Consider the following 13,180-nt stretch of genomic DNA (forward strand, 5'->3'; position numbering starts at 1 on the left):
CGCTCTGAATGGTCAGGACAGCAAACTGCACTGCCATCGTCCCACTCGAACGGATGTGCCCTGCGGATGATCCCGGAGTCGAAGTCGCCAGCCAACCGCCTCCTCCCGCGTCAGCGGGTTAGTTCAAGTATCATTATCTCGGGCTATCCCCCGCCTTGCAAAAGGCTGTCATGACGCAGATGCTTGACGAAGCAGGCGGGTCGGCGTTGGACGGGCACTTTCGACTTGGTAGAGGCCTCGAGGCGTACACTGGCGTGAAATTCGATCTTTCTCGAAAAGTGTCCACTGATATCGTCGGGAAAGCGAGCTTCAATAAAGGCTGCGCCGAGAAGAAGATTGTCTCGAACATGTATTTGAGAAAGGTCACTCTCAAAGAGATAAGCGTCATTCCCTTTCCGGAAACGATTTTCGCCGAAAGCATACCGGCCCATATTGTGGTCGCGAGTGCGGACGGGGCGTATATTGCGCCATGCGCCACCTGTCTTCAGATTTACCCCGGATAAGAAGTGATCAGTGGCAATTCGAAGGGCCGCTCCAGGACCAATATGCCTTTTGCATGCTCGTTGGTGGTGTTGTGCGGAGTCGTCGAGCTCATGAGGCAGAATTCGGCCATGAGCGGCCCCTCGATTCCACCGCCCGGTTGGGGCGCAGCAGCCCCGTCCCAAGTTGGAAGGAGCCAAACGTGCAAGTCAAACGGGTAGTTGCCAACTTCAAGGCGCTCGATCTTGATCGGGCCCGGGCGTTCTATCGAGATATCCTCGGCCTCGAGCTTTTGATGGACCACGGGTGGATCCAGATCTATGGTTCTCAGACCGAGATGACCATTCAGGTGAGCTTCGCCGCAGAGGGAGGTTCCGGCACGCCAGTACCGGACCTATCGATTGAAGTAGACGATGTGGACGCAGCACTTGAACGCATGAAGGCTGCGGGCTTTGCCATCGAATATGGTCCGGTCGACGAACCTTGGGGTGTCCGTCGGTTCTTCGTTCGCGACCCATTCGAGAAACTGGTCAATATCCTTGCGCACACCTGAGCGCCGTCCACGGGTTGTGCGGAATCGAAGAGGAATTGACCGTCCGCTTCGGAGCGCCGCGAATTTCCGCTTCGGGTCGCTCTATGCCGCTTGCATGAAAAGCCGCGCCCGCGGCGATCGCCAGGCTTGGTCGTCGGGCGCTAGCCGGCCCCGAACGGCCGTTCGCAAGCCGAGCGTTGGTGTCCACAGCCGCTTGCCATATTCGGTGCCTGCAGGGTCCTGAGAGACTCTCGGGAATCGAGCTTCGAATGCCTGAACCTGCGTTATTGCGAGCGCCACTACGGCCCTCGCATGTCGGCCGACGGTAGTCGGTTTGACAGCAAGCTGATCTGGGACGCGATCTTCTTCGCATCCTCCGGCGTCGCGGGATTGTAGACACACATGCTGAGATCAGTCCGGCCGTCGACGGAGAAGGTCGAATATTCGAAGGCGAGCGGGCCGAGCACCGGATGGCGGATGCGCTTGATGACCTCGCCGTGGACCTCTCGAACCTCGTTGTCGCGCCACATCACCTTGAACTCGGGACTGAGCCGGCACAGCTCATCAACAAGAGGCGCCACCTCCGTTGCCGCTCCCGCACGCGCGGCATCGACCCGGAATGCACCGATGATGTGGCGCGCGACGCTCTCCCAGTCATACTGCACGGCGCGCGCACGCGGATCAAGGAAAATAGTGCGCAGCACATTGCGTTGGTTTGGCGGCAGGGAGCCATAGTCGCCCAACATGACAGTGGCCGCCCGATTCCAGGCAAGGACGTTCCAGGTGGCAGTGCGAATGAGGGCGGGGCTGGGGTCCAAGGCGTCGAGGACACGCTGCAGCCGAGGCGTGACACCTTCCTTCTCTTGGTAGCGGGCTTCGGGCGGCCGCCCGAGGCCAACTAGAAAAAGGTGCTCGCGCTCGACATCCGTCAGCATCAGGGCCCGCGATATTCGATCGAGCACATCGGCCGAGGGGGCACCCCCGCGACCTTGTTCGAGCCACGTGTACCAGGTGGGGCTGATATTGGCGCGCTGCGCCACTTCCTCACGGCGCAGCCCAGGCGTCCGCCGGCGCTCTGCGGGAAAGCCGAGTACTGCGGGATCAAGCTTCATCCGCCGGTCCCGCAAATAGGCGGCGAGGAGGTTTTCGTTGTCCTGGCGCGACTTCATGCTGTTAGTAGTCTTACCACGATAATGTCACTACTTTACCGGAACACTCGCAAAGCTGAGACTTGTCTCCAGCGAAAGTTGGAGACAGGTTCATGCGCGTTTTCATCACCGGCGCCACCGGATTTATCGGCATTCCCACCGTTAAGGAACTGATTGCTGCGGGACATAAGGTTCTCGGCATGGCTCGTTCAGACGAGGGAGAAAAAGCCCTGGCAGCTATTGGAGCAGACGTACATCGCGGTTCGCTTGAAGACCTCGAAAGCCTTCGGAGGGGCGCAGCGGCGGCCGATGCCGTCATTCACTTGGGCTTTATTCACGACTGGTCCAACTTTGCAAGGTCTTGCGAGGTCGATCGCCGCGCGATCGAAGCTTTGGGCTCAGTCCTCGCTGGCTCAGATCGGCTTCTGATTGCCACGTCGGGGACGGCAGGATTAGCCGGGCCGGGCCAGGTCGCGACCGAGTACGATGACGTGCCGCCAGATTTCCCCTTTCCCCGCGTCTCCGAGCAGACGGCGCTATCACTGGGGGGCGTGCGCGCCTCGGTGGTGCGGCTTCCCCAAGTTCACAACACAATGCGGCAAGGGCTTCTGACTTACGCTGTTGCTGTGGCGCGCGAGAAAGGCGTGTCAGCCTATGTCGGGGAAGGACGCAACCGCTGGGCAGCGGCACACATCTCGGATGTCGCCCGTCTTTACCGGTTGGCGCTGGAAAAAAACGAAGCGGGCGCGAAATATCATGCGGTGGCTGAAGAAGGCGTGCTGATGCTGAATATTGCCGAAGCCATCGGCCGCGGGCTGAAAGTGCCCACAAGATCCATATCCGCGGGAGAAGCTTCGACGCACTTTGGTTGGCTGGCAATGTTCGCTAGCCGCGACCTTGTGGCATCAAGCGAAAAGACGCGGAGGACGCTCGGCTGGACTCCGACCGGGCCCGGGCTGATTGCCGATCTAGAACGGCTTGGCGCCTCGAATAGCTGAAGCATGCAGGCTGTATTTGAGAAAGGTCACTCTCAAAGAGATAAGCGTCATTCCCTTTCCGGAAACGATTTTCGCCGAAAGCATACCGGCCCATATTGTGGTCGCGAGTGCGGAGGGGGCGTATATTGCGCCATGCGCCACCTGTCTTCAGATTTACCCCGGATAAGAAGTGATCAGTGGCAATTCGAAGGGCCGCTCCAGGACCAATATGCCTTTTGCATGCTCGTTGGTGGTGTTGTGCGGAGTCGTCGGGCTCATGAGGCAGAATTCGGCCAGCAGCGGTCCTCTATACCTTGCAGTCGAATGACTGCTTTGTGGTTGCTGGGCTATCGCCCGCTTGCTTTGTCAGCGGCCATCAGTTCTAGAAGATTGCCGTCGATATCGCGAAAGAACACTGATTGACCTGGCTGTCTATCGGCCGTCATCCGTGCAACCGGACCTTCAAGGATGTTGACGTTTTTTCCTTCGAGCAGGTCGAGCATTTCACTCACCGAGCCATTCCAGCGGAGGCATATGTCGGCCGCCCCTACCGTTGGGCGCTCGGCGACCAGATCGACCCCGTTGCCTTTTTGATGAATGCTCAGGACCGCGCCGCCGATTGCAAGTTGGCGCACGAGCACCCGGCCGTCTATGACATGCTCGGCGACGACTTCTGTCCCGAAAAGGTCATCGTAAAATGCACAGCTTCCCGCGAGGTCAGCTACGGTGATAGCAACATGATCGATTGCAAGGATTCGTGACATACGGACCTCCAAGAAAGGAACCATCCTATGCGCGAATAGTGAGCTGTGAATTAGAAGGCTACCATTTTGGCCAGCGTGATTCCGATTTGGAAAAGCTGCCGCTCATTATCTAGTTGCGACTGACCGAAGAGGGTCGGCATGAGGCATTGGCCAGACGCGTTCCGCACGCAGTACGAGAGAGTCGTCCATCGCAGTAAAGCCGCGATCGTTCGGCGCCAGCGGCACCGCTTCGAGGAGATTGTCCAGCAGTTCAACGGGTTTCTGATAGCACATGGCGTCCTCCCACCAGGGTTCGCACAGTGGTCGAGCACGACGGGTTCCCGACGAGATCGGGCTGTGCGCTGTTGAGAGTATAGGCGCGCGACGGCGCGCAGCGGTGATCGGGTTGTAAGCTTGGAAGGTCGACAGTGAGCGACCGAAAGAGCGCGTTTTGACGTCACTAGCTGCCGGATGGACTAGAATGGCATCGCGCCAGATCGCACAAAGCCTTGTGGAACGGGGCTTTGGCTGACTTCAGCCAAAATTGCACAATGAAACCGCTTGCTTCATGGCCGCCTACAACGCGCGATTCGCGAAGCCGCCGCGCAGCGCGTTCGATGCACACTGGCCGTTACGGGCTGACGAGAGTCTGGATCTGGTACTCACGTGGCGCGAGCCGCGCAAGGTCACGAAGGCGCTCACGGTGCAGTACGACCGCGTGCTGTACCTGCTGGATGACACGCCTGAGCACCGCAGGCTGATCGACCGGTACATTGAGGTCTGGGAGTATCCGGATGGCCGTATCGAGCTGAGGGCCGATGGACGCCTACTGACCTGCCGGCAATATGACCGGCTTGCTGAAATCGATCAGGGCGCGATCGTTGAACACAAGCGTCTGGCTCACGTCCTTCAGGTGTCGCAGGCGATCCAGGCGCAGCGCGATAACCGGCGCATTGGCAAGGCGCCCTCACGGACTCACCGGGGTGCCGAAACCCGGGCTCAAGGCACTTCGCCAGGCAAACAGAAGCAACGTGAATTTACGCAGGCCGATGTTGAACAGGTGATCGTAGATCTGGCGCAACAAAGAAAGGGGCCAGTTCAGTCACGCAAACCTGGCCGTCGGTCTGCAAGGGATCTCGCAGCAGACGTCAGCGCCCTGCCCGTTCAGGCCCCATCCTTCGACACTACGTGAGGACAAACCCATCAGATACGGACCCTAATCCCTCCAAACGAGGACATTTGAATCTGGCTGGAAAGCGGGCATTTGAATCTGGCAATGACACAAGTTTTAGACGATAAACTGTCAAACATGAAAACGCGTCAGTCCCTGCACACCTCGCACTCCATCCCGGCCGAACCGTCAGCGTTTCCGGATGCTGACCGACTTGCGGCGCTGCGCGGCTGGTATGCTGGCCTGTCCTCGCGGGCCGCCGTGGACCGCTACCTGCCCCACGTCCGGCGCCGGGTGAATCGGCGCGCGGCATCATCGGCGCCATCCGTCGTGAGTTTGTTAGCATTGCCCTAGAACGCCAGCGCACCGATCTGGCCGATCTGTTCCAGCACCCTGTCGGTGAACGGATCGAGCGGGCAGGTGCAATCGCGCACGCGATTGACATCCTGCGTACGCTGCCCGCACCGCAACCGAAAATCGCCGATGACATCGGCCTTTGGCTCGCACCCCGCGCTGTGCGCGCGCTGCGTGCGTATGGCATTGCGACTCTCGCTGACCTGACGGTTCGCGTGCCCCGCCGCCGCCGCTGGTGGAGCGTAGTGCCGGGGCTGGGCCAGACAAGCGCCCGTCAGATCGAGGCGTTTTTTGAGGCCCACCCCAGCTAACGGAGCGCGCCCGGGCGCTGGTTGCGGTAAGCATCCCCAGCGTTGTTGTTTCCTGGGAACGGTTACGGATACCCCATGAGGTCGATGGTTCGCACGGCAGCTTCCGCGCGCCCCGGCAGGCCTGCGCGCTCGACGCAAACAACGATTACGAAGCGGTACAGGCATGGCTTGCCCTGCACGAAACCATCGCCACGCAAAGTGCATACCGCAAGGAAGCCGAGCGCCTGATCCTGTGGGCCATCGTCGAGCGCGGGCGGGCGCTGTCCTCACTCACGACCGAGGACGCCATTGCATACCGCAGTTTCCTTCGGCACCCGCAGCCGCGCGAGCGCTGGATCGGACCGCCACGACCGCGTAGCGCTCCCGAGTGGCGTCCGTTCGCCGGCAACCTGTCGGCGCGCTCGACCGCCTACGCGCTTTCCGTTCTCGGCGCGCTGTTTCGCTGGCTCATCGAACAGCGCTATGTGCTCACCAACCCGTTTGCCGGCATCAACGTCCGAGGCAAGACACGCGTGAAACCGCTCGACACGTCACGCGGCTTCACCGAAGGCGAATGGGGGCTGGTTCGCACGATCGCCAACGGACTGGAGTGGTCCTATGGTTGGGGAACACTGGCCGCACAGCGATTGCGCTTCCTGCTCGACTTCTCGTACGCGACAGGCCTGCGGGCAAGCGAATTCATTGGCGCGAGACTTGGGGACATTCGTACGGGTGCAGACGGCGCCCATTGGCTCAACCTCGTCGGTAAAGGCGGCAAGGCTGGCAAGGTAGCGTTGCCGTCACTCGCCCGAACCGCACTCGAGCAGTATCTCGTCCAGAGGCACCTGCCGGTGACGCCGAAGCGCTGGGATCCAAAGACCCCGTTACTGGCAAGCGTTGACGAGGAAGGCGCAACAGCCATCACCCGTTCCCGACTGTGGTATGTGTTGCGTCGATTTTTTCATCTGGCCGCCGATGTCATCGGCACCGATCATCCCGTGCTGGCCGAAAAGTTGCGACGCGCCAGTCCCCACTGGACACGGCATACGCACGCCACGCATGCACTCGCCCGCGGCGCGGAGTTGACGGCGGTACGCGACAACCTTCGGCACGCCTCGATTGCGACAACCTCGATCTATCTCCAGGGCGACGAAATCAAACGCTACCGGCAGATGGACGAGGCGTTCGCCGCACCATAGGCGGGAACCCAAGCTGCGGGTTTCATCCGCTTAGCGTGCTCTATTTTCTGTTTCCTGAAGCGAGCCCAAATAGAGTATCTGCGAGAGTGATAGCTGCGGGCTCAGCGCCTGATCTGCTGCATATGCCTCGAGCCGCTCCCACGATCTGGACTTGTCATTTAACGCGTCGACGTGCAGCCGAGGGAAGTCGGCGTCCTCAAGAAGCGTGTGCAGGATGCGTCCGAGCCGCGGCAGGCGGCGGCCCCTTTCGCCAACGCCGCCCCCTGATCCCGTCGAGCCGCCCGGCCGTGCCGCACCTTCATGCAGGTCCAGATAGTCAAGCGCGTCGGCCACCGGTCTGAGCGGATTGTGCTGGCCTGGCCGCGCGCAATCACCGGCCGGCCCAACGTTTTCCGGCTCCGGTGTCTGCCGGAACGACGCCAGTGCGCAGTGGTGCTCGCCGTACTGGTGCATGCGCACGAAATGACGCGGGCCGTCTTCACGCACCCGGGCGGTCAACCGCGGCCGGCCACAGGGTGCTCTGACGCAGTCGCACTCGAGCCACAGACGCACATGTCGTCCGTCGTGCATCTCTTCGAGCACGGCTTCCACGAGTCTGACGTCCTCAGGCCGCACTTGCTGTCCGTCGCCGCAGAACCGCCGCACAGCTGCAGCTTCGTCTGCACTAAGATGTCGCCTCACCGTCCCGGGGTGATCCCGCTCGACAAGTTCCATGTTGCGCTCAGTGTGAAGGTCGGACGAGCATCGCGAGGATGTGCACGCTCAGGATCGACACCTCGTAGTCACGCAACCAGCCATTCATCTGGCGGGCGAACGGTGGGGTGCATACAGCTGCGCGTGTAGCCGTGTCTGATACAAGTGGTGTCGGTGGCTGGGACGCGAACGACAGCCGTTCAAGGCGGACGATGCGTGATGAATGGCTGTCGCGCAGGCCAAGAACTGGGGCGAGTTGCAAGTGAAGGGCACCGACGAATTCCGCCGGCAGGCGTGGATTGCGGCCGAACTCGCGGGCATCCCGACACGTGGATTCCGGCCGGATGCGCAGGATCGTGCCACGCTGCAGTCGGCGCCCGAAGCGATGCGTATTGCCGCGGGCGAGCGCGACAGAATGACGATGCCGCGCGTACCAACACGGTCGAGGCGGCGTCGGGCGAGAAGAAGCCCGACCAGCCGGAGGCTGCCCGCGCAAATGCGGCACCGGAAAGGGCTGCGGGGGGCGCTGCGCCGCACGGCCGCGATCTTCGCGCTCGGCTATCACACGGTGCGTCGCTGGTGGCGTTGGCTGGCCACGCAGAACGAGAACTTCTCTTTCCATCTGCGCAGCCGGTTCGCATCGCTCGGACGCAGTGCCGATCGCACCGGTTTCTGGCTTGCCTGTTTCCAGCTGATGCCCTTGTGCGAGGCAATGGGATGGCTCGATGACGACGGCGTTGCTGTCCCGTGATCGACTGATGCCCGTGCGTTGCGCGACGGCGCTGTTCGTGCTGTAACGGGCACCCCACACAGTCTGCTCACTGCCCGGCGTCGCGCATTGGCGGTTTCATACGGGTTCCCTCAACTCTCGAAGGAGAACGTATGATCGAAGTCGATCCGAAGGCGCTGTTTCGCCTGTCGGTGCTCGGTCCGCTCGTCAGCCGCGAACGGTTGGGCCGCGGCGAGCTGCTGCAGATCGTGCAACAGCTCGCGCAGCAGGAATACGCCATCCCAGGCTCGCGCCGACGGCATATCAGCGAGAAGACGCTGCTCAAGTGGTACTACGCATGGCGACGTGAGGGGCTGACGGGACTTGCCGATCGCGCCCGCACGGACATCGGCCGCTCGAAGCTGCCCGAGCCTGTACAGACCGCCGTGCTCGCGGCCAAACGCGAGAACCCGCGACGCTCGATCCGCCAGATCCGGCTGTTGCTGGAGGCGGCCGGCATCGTGCCGCACGACACGCTCTCGCGCTGCGCGGTACACCGTCTGCTCAAGGCGCACGGCATCTCGCGCATTGCTGGCCCCGATGTCGTGCCCGAGGAGAAGCGCAGCTTTGAGGCCGAGTATGCCGGTTCGATCTGGTACGGCGATGTGCTGCACGGCCCGACACTGTCCTTCGGCGGCCAGCGCACGAAGACGTACCTTGTGTCGTTGATGGACGACGCCTCACGGCTCATCGCCCACAGCGCGTTCTGTACCTCGGAGACGGCGCTGGACATCGAGGGCGTGCTCAAACAGGCGCTGCTCAGGCGTCGTGTGCCGAAGACGCTCGTCGTCGATAACGGCGCCGCCTATCGCGCCTCAACGCTGCAGGGCATCTGCGCGCAGCTGGCGATCCGGCTCGTGCATTGCCGGCCCTATGCACCCGAAGGCAAGGGCAAGCTCGAGCGCTGGCACCGCACGTTACGCGAGCGGTTCCTCGCCGAACTCGACGCGACACATATCCGTGACATGGCGGACCTGAACGCGCGGTTGTGGGCATGGGTTGAGCAGGTCTACCATCGCCGCAAACACAGCGCACTTGGCGAACACACGCCGCTCTCGCGCTACCAGCAGGACCTGCCGCGCATCCGGCAGCTCGGTATGCTGGCCGCACGACTGGACGAACAGTTCCTGCATCGCATCGCGCGGCATGTCCGTCGCGATGGCACCGTCTCGTTCAATGGCAAACGCTTCGAGGTCCCGTACGAGCTCACCGGACAGACGGTATTGCTCGTGGTAGATCCGCACGCCGGCACCGTCCTTCGCGTCGAGAGCCAGACCGGCCAGGCGCTGGGCGCCGCCACCGCGCTGGACGCCGTCGCCAACAATACGCGCCGGCGGCAGCGGCCGCGGGCCGTGCCCATCACGAATGTCGTCACGCCGGGGCCGAACCTGCTCGAACTGGTGCATCAGCGTCACTACCGGCAGGAGGCCTGAGCATGTACCGGCAACACTTCGGCCTGCGCGCAGCGCCGCTGGACAAGGATTCGACGGACCTCTGGGATGACGGCGCACTCGCCCAGCTCACCGAGCGCTTCCAGTGGCTGCTCGGCAGCCCCGGTATTGGCCTGCTGACTGGCGAGCCCGGCGTGGGCAAGACCGCAGCGCTACGGCATCTCACGCGCAGCCTCAATCCGCATCGCTATCACGTCATCTATCTGGCCGAAACGGAGTTCGGCCGCATCGACCTATACCGCTCGCTCGCCCGGTCGCTCGGACTGGAGCCCAGCTACCGGCGTGCTGACCTCTGGCGTGATCTCAAGCAGCGCATTACCGAGCTCGTCGAAGGCAAGCAGTTGCTCGTGGTATGGATCATCGACGAGGCGCAGAACCTGCCCATCGAGTTCTTCCGTGACTTCCCGTCGTTCCTCAACTTCGCGTTCGATTCACGCAACCTGCTCACAGTATGGCTGGCCGCGCATCCGTGCCTGGCCACCACGCTCGAGCGCGCGCCGTATGCCGCCCTGTACGGTCGTATCCAGGCGCGTGTGCAACTCAAGCCCGTAATCGAGCGCGAGCGCTTCGCGCAACTGATTGCGCACGCCCTGAAGAGCGCCGGCTGCACGCATACGCTGCTGGCCGACTCCGGGCTCGAACTGTTGCGGCAGGCCTCACGCGGTTTGCCGCGACAGGCCGGGCGCATCCTGCGCACCGCCATGCAACTGGCCGTGCCCCGCGGCCTGAACCATCTGCCCGACGAACTGCTGCAACAGGCTATAGAGGAGTTCCGGTGAGCAGGCGCCGCAAACACCCGAAGGCGTCTCGCACGGCGCCGAAGATCATGTCCCGACCGCCTGCACTACCCGAACTGACGGATAAAGCCGCCGCGCAGATCCAGCGACTGCTGGGCGACTGGCTCCTGTGGTTCAGCGCGGCATACGGCGAACAGATCCGTCGCTGCAACGAACCGTGGACGGCACCGCCACGCGAACCACCTCCCTCTCATCGCATCGACGATCCCTTCTGACGACACAGCAGCCCCGAGCTTAACAGCCGGGGCTGCGTTCGTTGTGCCGTGCGTCAAACGCGCGATGCCACGCACGTATCGTCTTCTTGCATCTCGCGTTCAATTAGCAAGGACTTCTACTCGACTGGCCCGCGACAATCAGCGTCGTCTCGCCTCGAATATCTCGCGATACCGAACCCCGAATACCGCGAGACGTAACAACCAGCGAACCGCGCAGCTGATGACGATGGCAGGGAAGCGGTGACCGTGATAAAGCGACTTTCTTTTCTTCATCGCTTCATTCTACCCCCGCTACTGCGTCAACTTGACAGAGCCCTTCACCGGGCTCACCCTGGATCCGTCCAATTCCTGAGCAAATGTACGTCCTGTGCGCTCTTGCGTCGTGAATACCTCAACGTGACAACGCCCTATTTCGCGATCAGCTGGCGCAAGCAGGATCACGCAGTCTTTGAGATTGATCAACCGGCAACAAGTTTGAAGCGTGTCTATCTTGTGCCGTGCCTATCGAGTCGGGCAAAATGATCTTGCCTGTTCTGGCTCCGGATGGATGTGATCTTTCTTTGAATGTCGACTATTGCAATTCACTCAATCATCTGAAAATCGGGGTGACAGGATTTTATCTCTCCAGAGGCCGTAATTGATTCAAAAGCTACCGATCAACGATCAAGGAACCCATCATGCAGACTCGTAAAATGAAGGTGCGCCGGGAACCGTGGAGGCTGGTTGGTTTAAGCTAATAGCGTACGCCGGACTCAGCTCTCGCGCGCCTGTTGAGCACTATCTGGCGGCTCGCAAGGCTGCCGGACAATCGGCGCGCGGTATGCTCGGGAACATCCGGCGAGATCTCATGCTGTTTGCCAACAGCCGTCACAGGCCGGATCTCGCCGCGGTGTTTCAGCACACGCCAGAAGAGCTGCAAGCACGCGCCAGCGCCGTCGAACGAGCAATCAAGCTGTTGCCCACGCTGCCGGTGCCGCAACCCCAGATCAGCGACGCGGTCGACGCAAGGAGGATGAGATGGATTATGCATCGATGCTCCAACCCCACAATGCCGAGGCCGCAGGCACGTGGGGAAGTGCAGGGCGGCAATATGAACGAGTTAGTCAATCAATCTCCGATGCGATTGAGCATTGCGTTATTCGCGTCGCTCCGCAGCCCGGCGAGCGCGTTCTGGACGTGGCCACGGGTACAGGGTGGGCCGCACGGCGCATCGCTGCCCGTGGCGCAAGCGGTATAGGAATTGACTTGGCAGCAAATCTCATCGAGACCGCCAAAGCGTATGCGGCTGATGCGCAATTATCCTTCGAGTTCCAAGTGGGCGATGCGGAGGCGCTGCAATTCGAGGATCAAAGCTTCGACGCCGTCATTTCGACATTCGGCGTTATGTTTGCCAGCGATCCGGACGCGGCGGCCTCGGAGTTGGCGCGGGTCTGCAAACCGGGGGGCAGGCTGGGAATTGCATCCTGGCGTTCCGACGGTACGGTCGCTGGGTTGTTCAAAATCATGCAGCCATATGTGACGCGACCTCCCGTGCCACTACCAACGTCGCCATTTGCCTGGGGGAACACAGATTACGTTAAGAAGCTGCTTGGAGCGGCCTTCGACTTGCGCTTTGAGAGCGGCACTACCGTCTTGCGCGAACTGAACGGGTCTATCGTGTGGGAGTTGTCCGTGGAGAGCTACGGCCCCATTAAAACCTTGGCCGCGAGCTTGGATCCGGACAGCCGCGAGCGCCTAAGGCAGGATTTCATAACATATCACGAAGGGTTTCAGTCCGAGTTGGGGATTGCGATGCCGCGGGAGTACCTCGTGGCTATCGGCATCCGAAAGTAGCCTTCGGGTATTGGCCAGACACACACACTGAACCGCGCCGGGTTTTCCGGAGGCTCCACTTCTTGAGAAAATGGAGCTATGGAAAATACCAAGAAGAAGTCCCCACGGTACTCGCCGGAAGTTCGTGAGCGGGCTGTGCGAATGGTGCTGGAACATCAAGGCGACCGTGACTCGCAATGGAAGGTAATCGGGTTGTGTCGCGTTAAGGACGATGGCGTCGCCTCGACTGCAGCCGAACAATTCTATTCTCTCGTGATGTAAGCAATCCTCTTCACCTTAGGCGCCTGATCGTCGCATCGTCCTTAACGCGACACAACCTGAAATGCGCCGTCCAGTGGCGCGTACACCCAATGGCCGAGATCGCGCGGCTCACCCATCCTTTGGGCGAAACCATGCACCCGCTCAGCAACTCGAGGAAGCTGGCTTGCGAGCGAAGCGGCACGGCGGTAAGCAGAACGTTGATCCATTCACTCAGGTAAAACTCAGAAACTCAGTGCGTTTCGACAAGGACATGGGCAATCGCAAGAG

11 protein-coding genes and 4 pseudogenes are annotated in these 13,180 nt (G+C 61.3%); 11 read left to right on the forward strand and 4 right to left on the reverse strand.

What is annotated here, in order from left to right; all coding sequences use genetic code 11:
- Positions 1-170: 170 nt before the first annotated feature.
- Both AB3X96_RS39545 and AB3X96_RS39550 read left to right on the forward strand, forming a co-directional pair.
- Positions 171-503, forward strand: a complete 333-nt coding sequence (locus AB3X96_RS39545; protein ID WP_368594037.1) for a hypothetical protein — start codon at positions 171-173, stop codon at positions 501-503.
- A 179-nt stretch (positions 504-682) separates the two neighbouring features.
- The gene (locus AB3X96_RS39550) at positions 683-1,033 is read left to right on the forward strand and encodes a VOC family protein (protein ID WP_368594038.1); all 351 of its coding nucleotides are present in this window, start codon (positions 683-685) and stop codon (positions 1,031-1,033) included.
- A gap of 278 nt (positions 1,034-1,311) precedes the next feature.
- On the opposite strand, the gene AB3X96_RS39555 is transcribed toward AB3X96_RS39550, so the two are convergent.
- Positions 1,312-2,181 carry a helix-turn-helix transcriptional regulator gene (locus AB3X96_RS39555; RefSeq protein WP_368594039.1) on the reverse strand — a complete coding sequence of 290 codons (870 nt, stop codon included), beginning with the start codon at positions 2,179-2,181 and terminating at the stop codon, positions 1,312-1,314.
- 92 nt (positions 2,182-2,273) lie between these two features.
- Between AB3X96_RS39555 and AB3X96_RS39560 the strand changes: the two genes are divergently transcribed.
- Positions 2,274-3,158, forward strand: a complete 885-nt coding sequence (locus AB3X96_RS39560) for an SDR family oxidoreductase (RefSeq protein WP_368594040.1) — start codon at positions 2,274-2,276, stop codon at positions 3,156-3,158.
- A gap of 326 nt (positions 3,159-3,484) precedes the next feature.
- Here the strand turns inward: AB3X96_RS39560 and AB3X96_RS39565 are convergent, their stop codons facing one another.
- A complete protein-coding gene (locus AB3X96_RS39565; protein ID WP_176112334.1) occupies positions 3,485-3,901 on the reverse strand; it encodes a VOC family protein in 417 nt (138 codons plus the stop codon).
- Positions 3,902-4,445: 544 nt separating this feature from the next.
- Here AB3X96_RS39565 and AB3X96_RS39570 point away from each other — a divergent pair.
- Positions 4,446-5,072 (forward strand): annotated as a pseudogene (locus AB3X96_RS39570) (ISNCY family transposase); the annotation flags it as partial.
- 117 nt (positions 5,073-5,189) lie between these two features.
- Positions 5,190-6,894 (forward strand): annotated as a pseudogene (locus AB3X96_RS39575) (phage integrase family protein).
- Positions 6,895-6,924: 30 nt separating this feature from the next.
- Here AB3X96_RS39575 and AB3X96_RS39580 read toward each other — a convergent pair.
- Positions 6,925-7,485, reverse strand: coding sequence for a hypothetical protein (locus tag AB3X96_RS39580; RefSeq protein WP_246392544.1), 561 nt, complete (start codon positions 7,483-7,485; stop codon positions 6,925-6,927).
- Positions 7,486-7,849: 364 nt separating this feature from the next.
- On the opposite strand from AB3X96_RS39580, the gene AB3X96_RS39585 reads away from it, so the two are divergent.
- The 4 genes from AB3X96_RS39585 (at position 7,850) to AB3X96_RS39600 (ending at position 10,819) form a co-directional block, all read left to right on the forward strand.
- Complete coding sequence (locus AB3X96_RS39585) at positions 7,850-8,338, forward strand: hypothetical protein (protein ID WP_368594041.1); 489 nt, start codon at positions 7,850-7,852, stop codon at positions 8,336-8,338.
- A gap of 131 nt (positions 8,339-8,469) precedes the next feature.
- Positions 8,470-9,789: a DDE-type integrase/transposase/recombinase gene (locus AB3X96_RS39590; protein WP_368594042.1), complete on the forward strand. Its 1,320-nt coding sequence runs from the start codon at positions 8,470-8,472 to the stop codon at positions 9,787-9,789.
- A gap of 2 nt (positions 9,790-9,791) precedes the next feature.
- Entirely contained in the window at positions 9,792-10,586 is a 795-nt protein-coding gene (locus AB3X96_RS39595) for an ExeA family protein (protein WP_368594043.1), read from the forward strand.
- A gap of 47 nt (positions 10,587-10,633) precedes the next feature.
- Positions 10,634-10,819: a hypothetical protein gene (locus tag AB3X96_RS39600; protein WP_217710345.1), complete on the forward strand. Its 186-nt coding sequence runs from the start codon at positions 10,634-10,636 to the stop codon at positions 10,817-10,819.
- Positions 10,820-11,020: 201 nt separating this feature from the next.
- On the opposite strand, the pseudogene AB3X96_RS39605 reads toward AB3X96_RS39600, so the two are convergent.
- Positions 11,021-11,092 (reverse strand): annotated as a pseudogene (locus AB3X96_RS39605) (IS6 family transposase); the annotation flags it as partial.
- A 469-nt stretch (positions 11,093-11,561) separates the two neighbouring features.
- Here AB3X96_RS39605 and AB3X96_RS39610 point away from each other — a divergent pair.
- Positions 11,562-11,822 (forward strand): annotated as a pseudogene (locus tag AB3X96_RS39610) (integrase); the annotation flags it as partial.
- Positions 11,823-11,836: 14 nt separating this feature from the next.
- A complete protein-coding gene (locus AB3X96_RS39615) occupies positions 11,837-12,652 on the forward strand; it encodes a class I SAM-dependent methyltransferase (protein ID WP_368594044.1) in 816 nt (271 codons plus the stop codon).
- Positions 12,653-13,180: the final 528 nt, after the last annotated feature.

The organism is Paraburkholderia sp. BR13439 (genome assembly GCF_040948805.1).
In the GTDB taxonomy this organism is placed as follows: domain Bacteria; phylum Pseudomonadota; class Gammaproteobacteria; order Burkholderiales; family Burkholderiaceae; genus Paraburkholderia; species Paraburkholderia youngii.

Excerpts from the sequence above, each read along its gene's own strand:
- AB3X96_RS39545 (WP_368594037.1), top strand. The coding sequence starts at position 171 with ATGACGCAGATGCTTGACGAAGCAGGCGGGTCGGCGTTGGACGGGCAC.
- AB3X96_RS39555 (WP_368594039.1), bottom strand. The coding sequence starts at position 2,181 with ATGAAGTCGCGCCAGGACAACGAAAACCTCCTCGCCGCCTATTTGCGG.
- AB3X96_RS39560 (WP_368594040.1), top strand. The coding sequence starts at position 2,274 with ATGCGCGTTTTCATCACCGGCGCCACCGGATTTATCGGCATTCCCACC.
- AB3X96_RS39565 (WP_176112334.1), bottom strand. The coding sequence starts at position 3,901 with ATGTCACGAATCCTTGCAATCGATCATGTTGCTATCACCGTAGCTGAC.
- AB3X96_RS39590 (WP_368594042.1), top strand. The coding sequence starts at position 8,470 with ATGATCGAAGTCGATCCGAAGGCGCTGTTTCGCCTGTCGGTGCTCGGT.
- AB3X96_RS39595 (WP_368594043.1), top strand. The coding sequence starts at position 9,792 with ATGTACCGGCAACACTTCGGCCTGCGCGCAGCGCCGCTGGACAAGGAT.
- AB3X96_RS39600 (WP_217710345.1), top strand. The coding sequence starts at position 10,634 with ATGTCCCGACCGCCTGCACTACCCGAACTGACGGATAAAGCCGCCGCG.
- AB3X96_RS39615 (WP_368594044.1), top strand. The coding sequence starts at position 11,837 with ATGGATTATGCATCGATGCTCCAACCCCACAATGCCGAGGCCGCAGGC.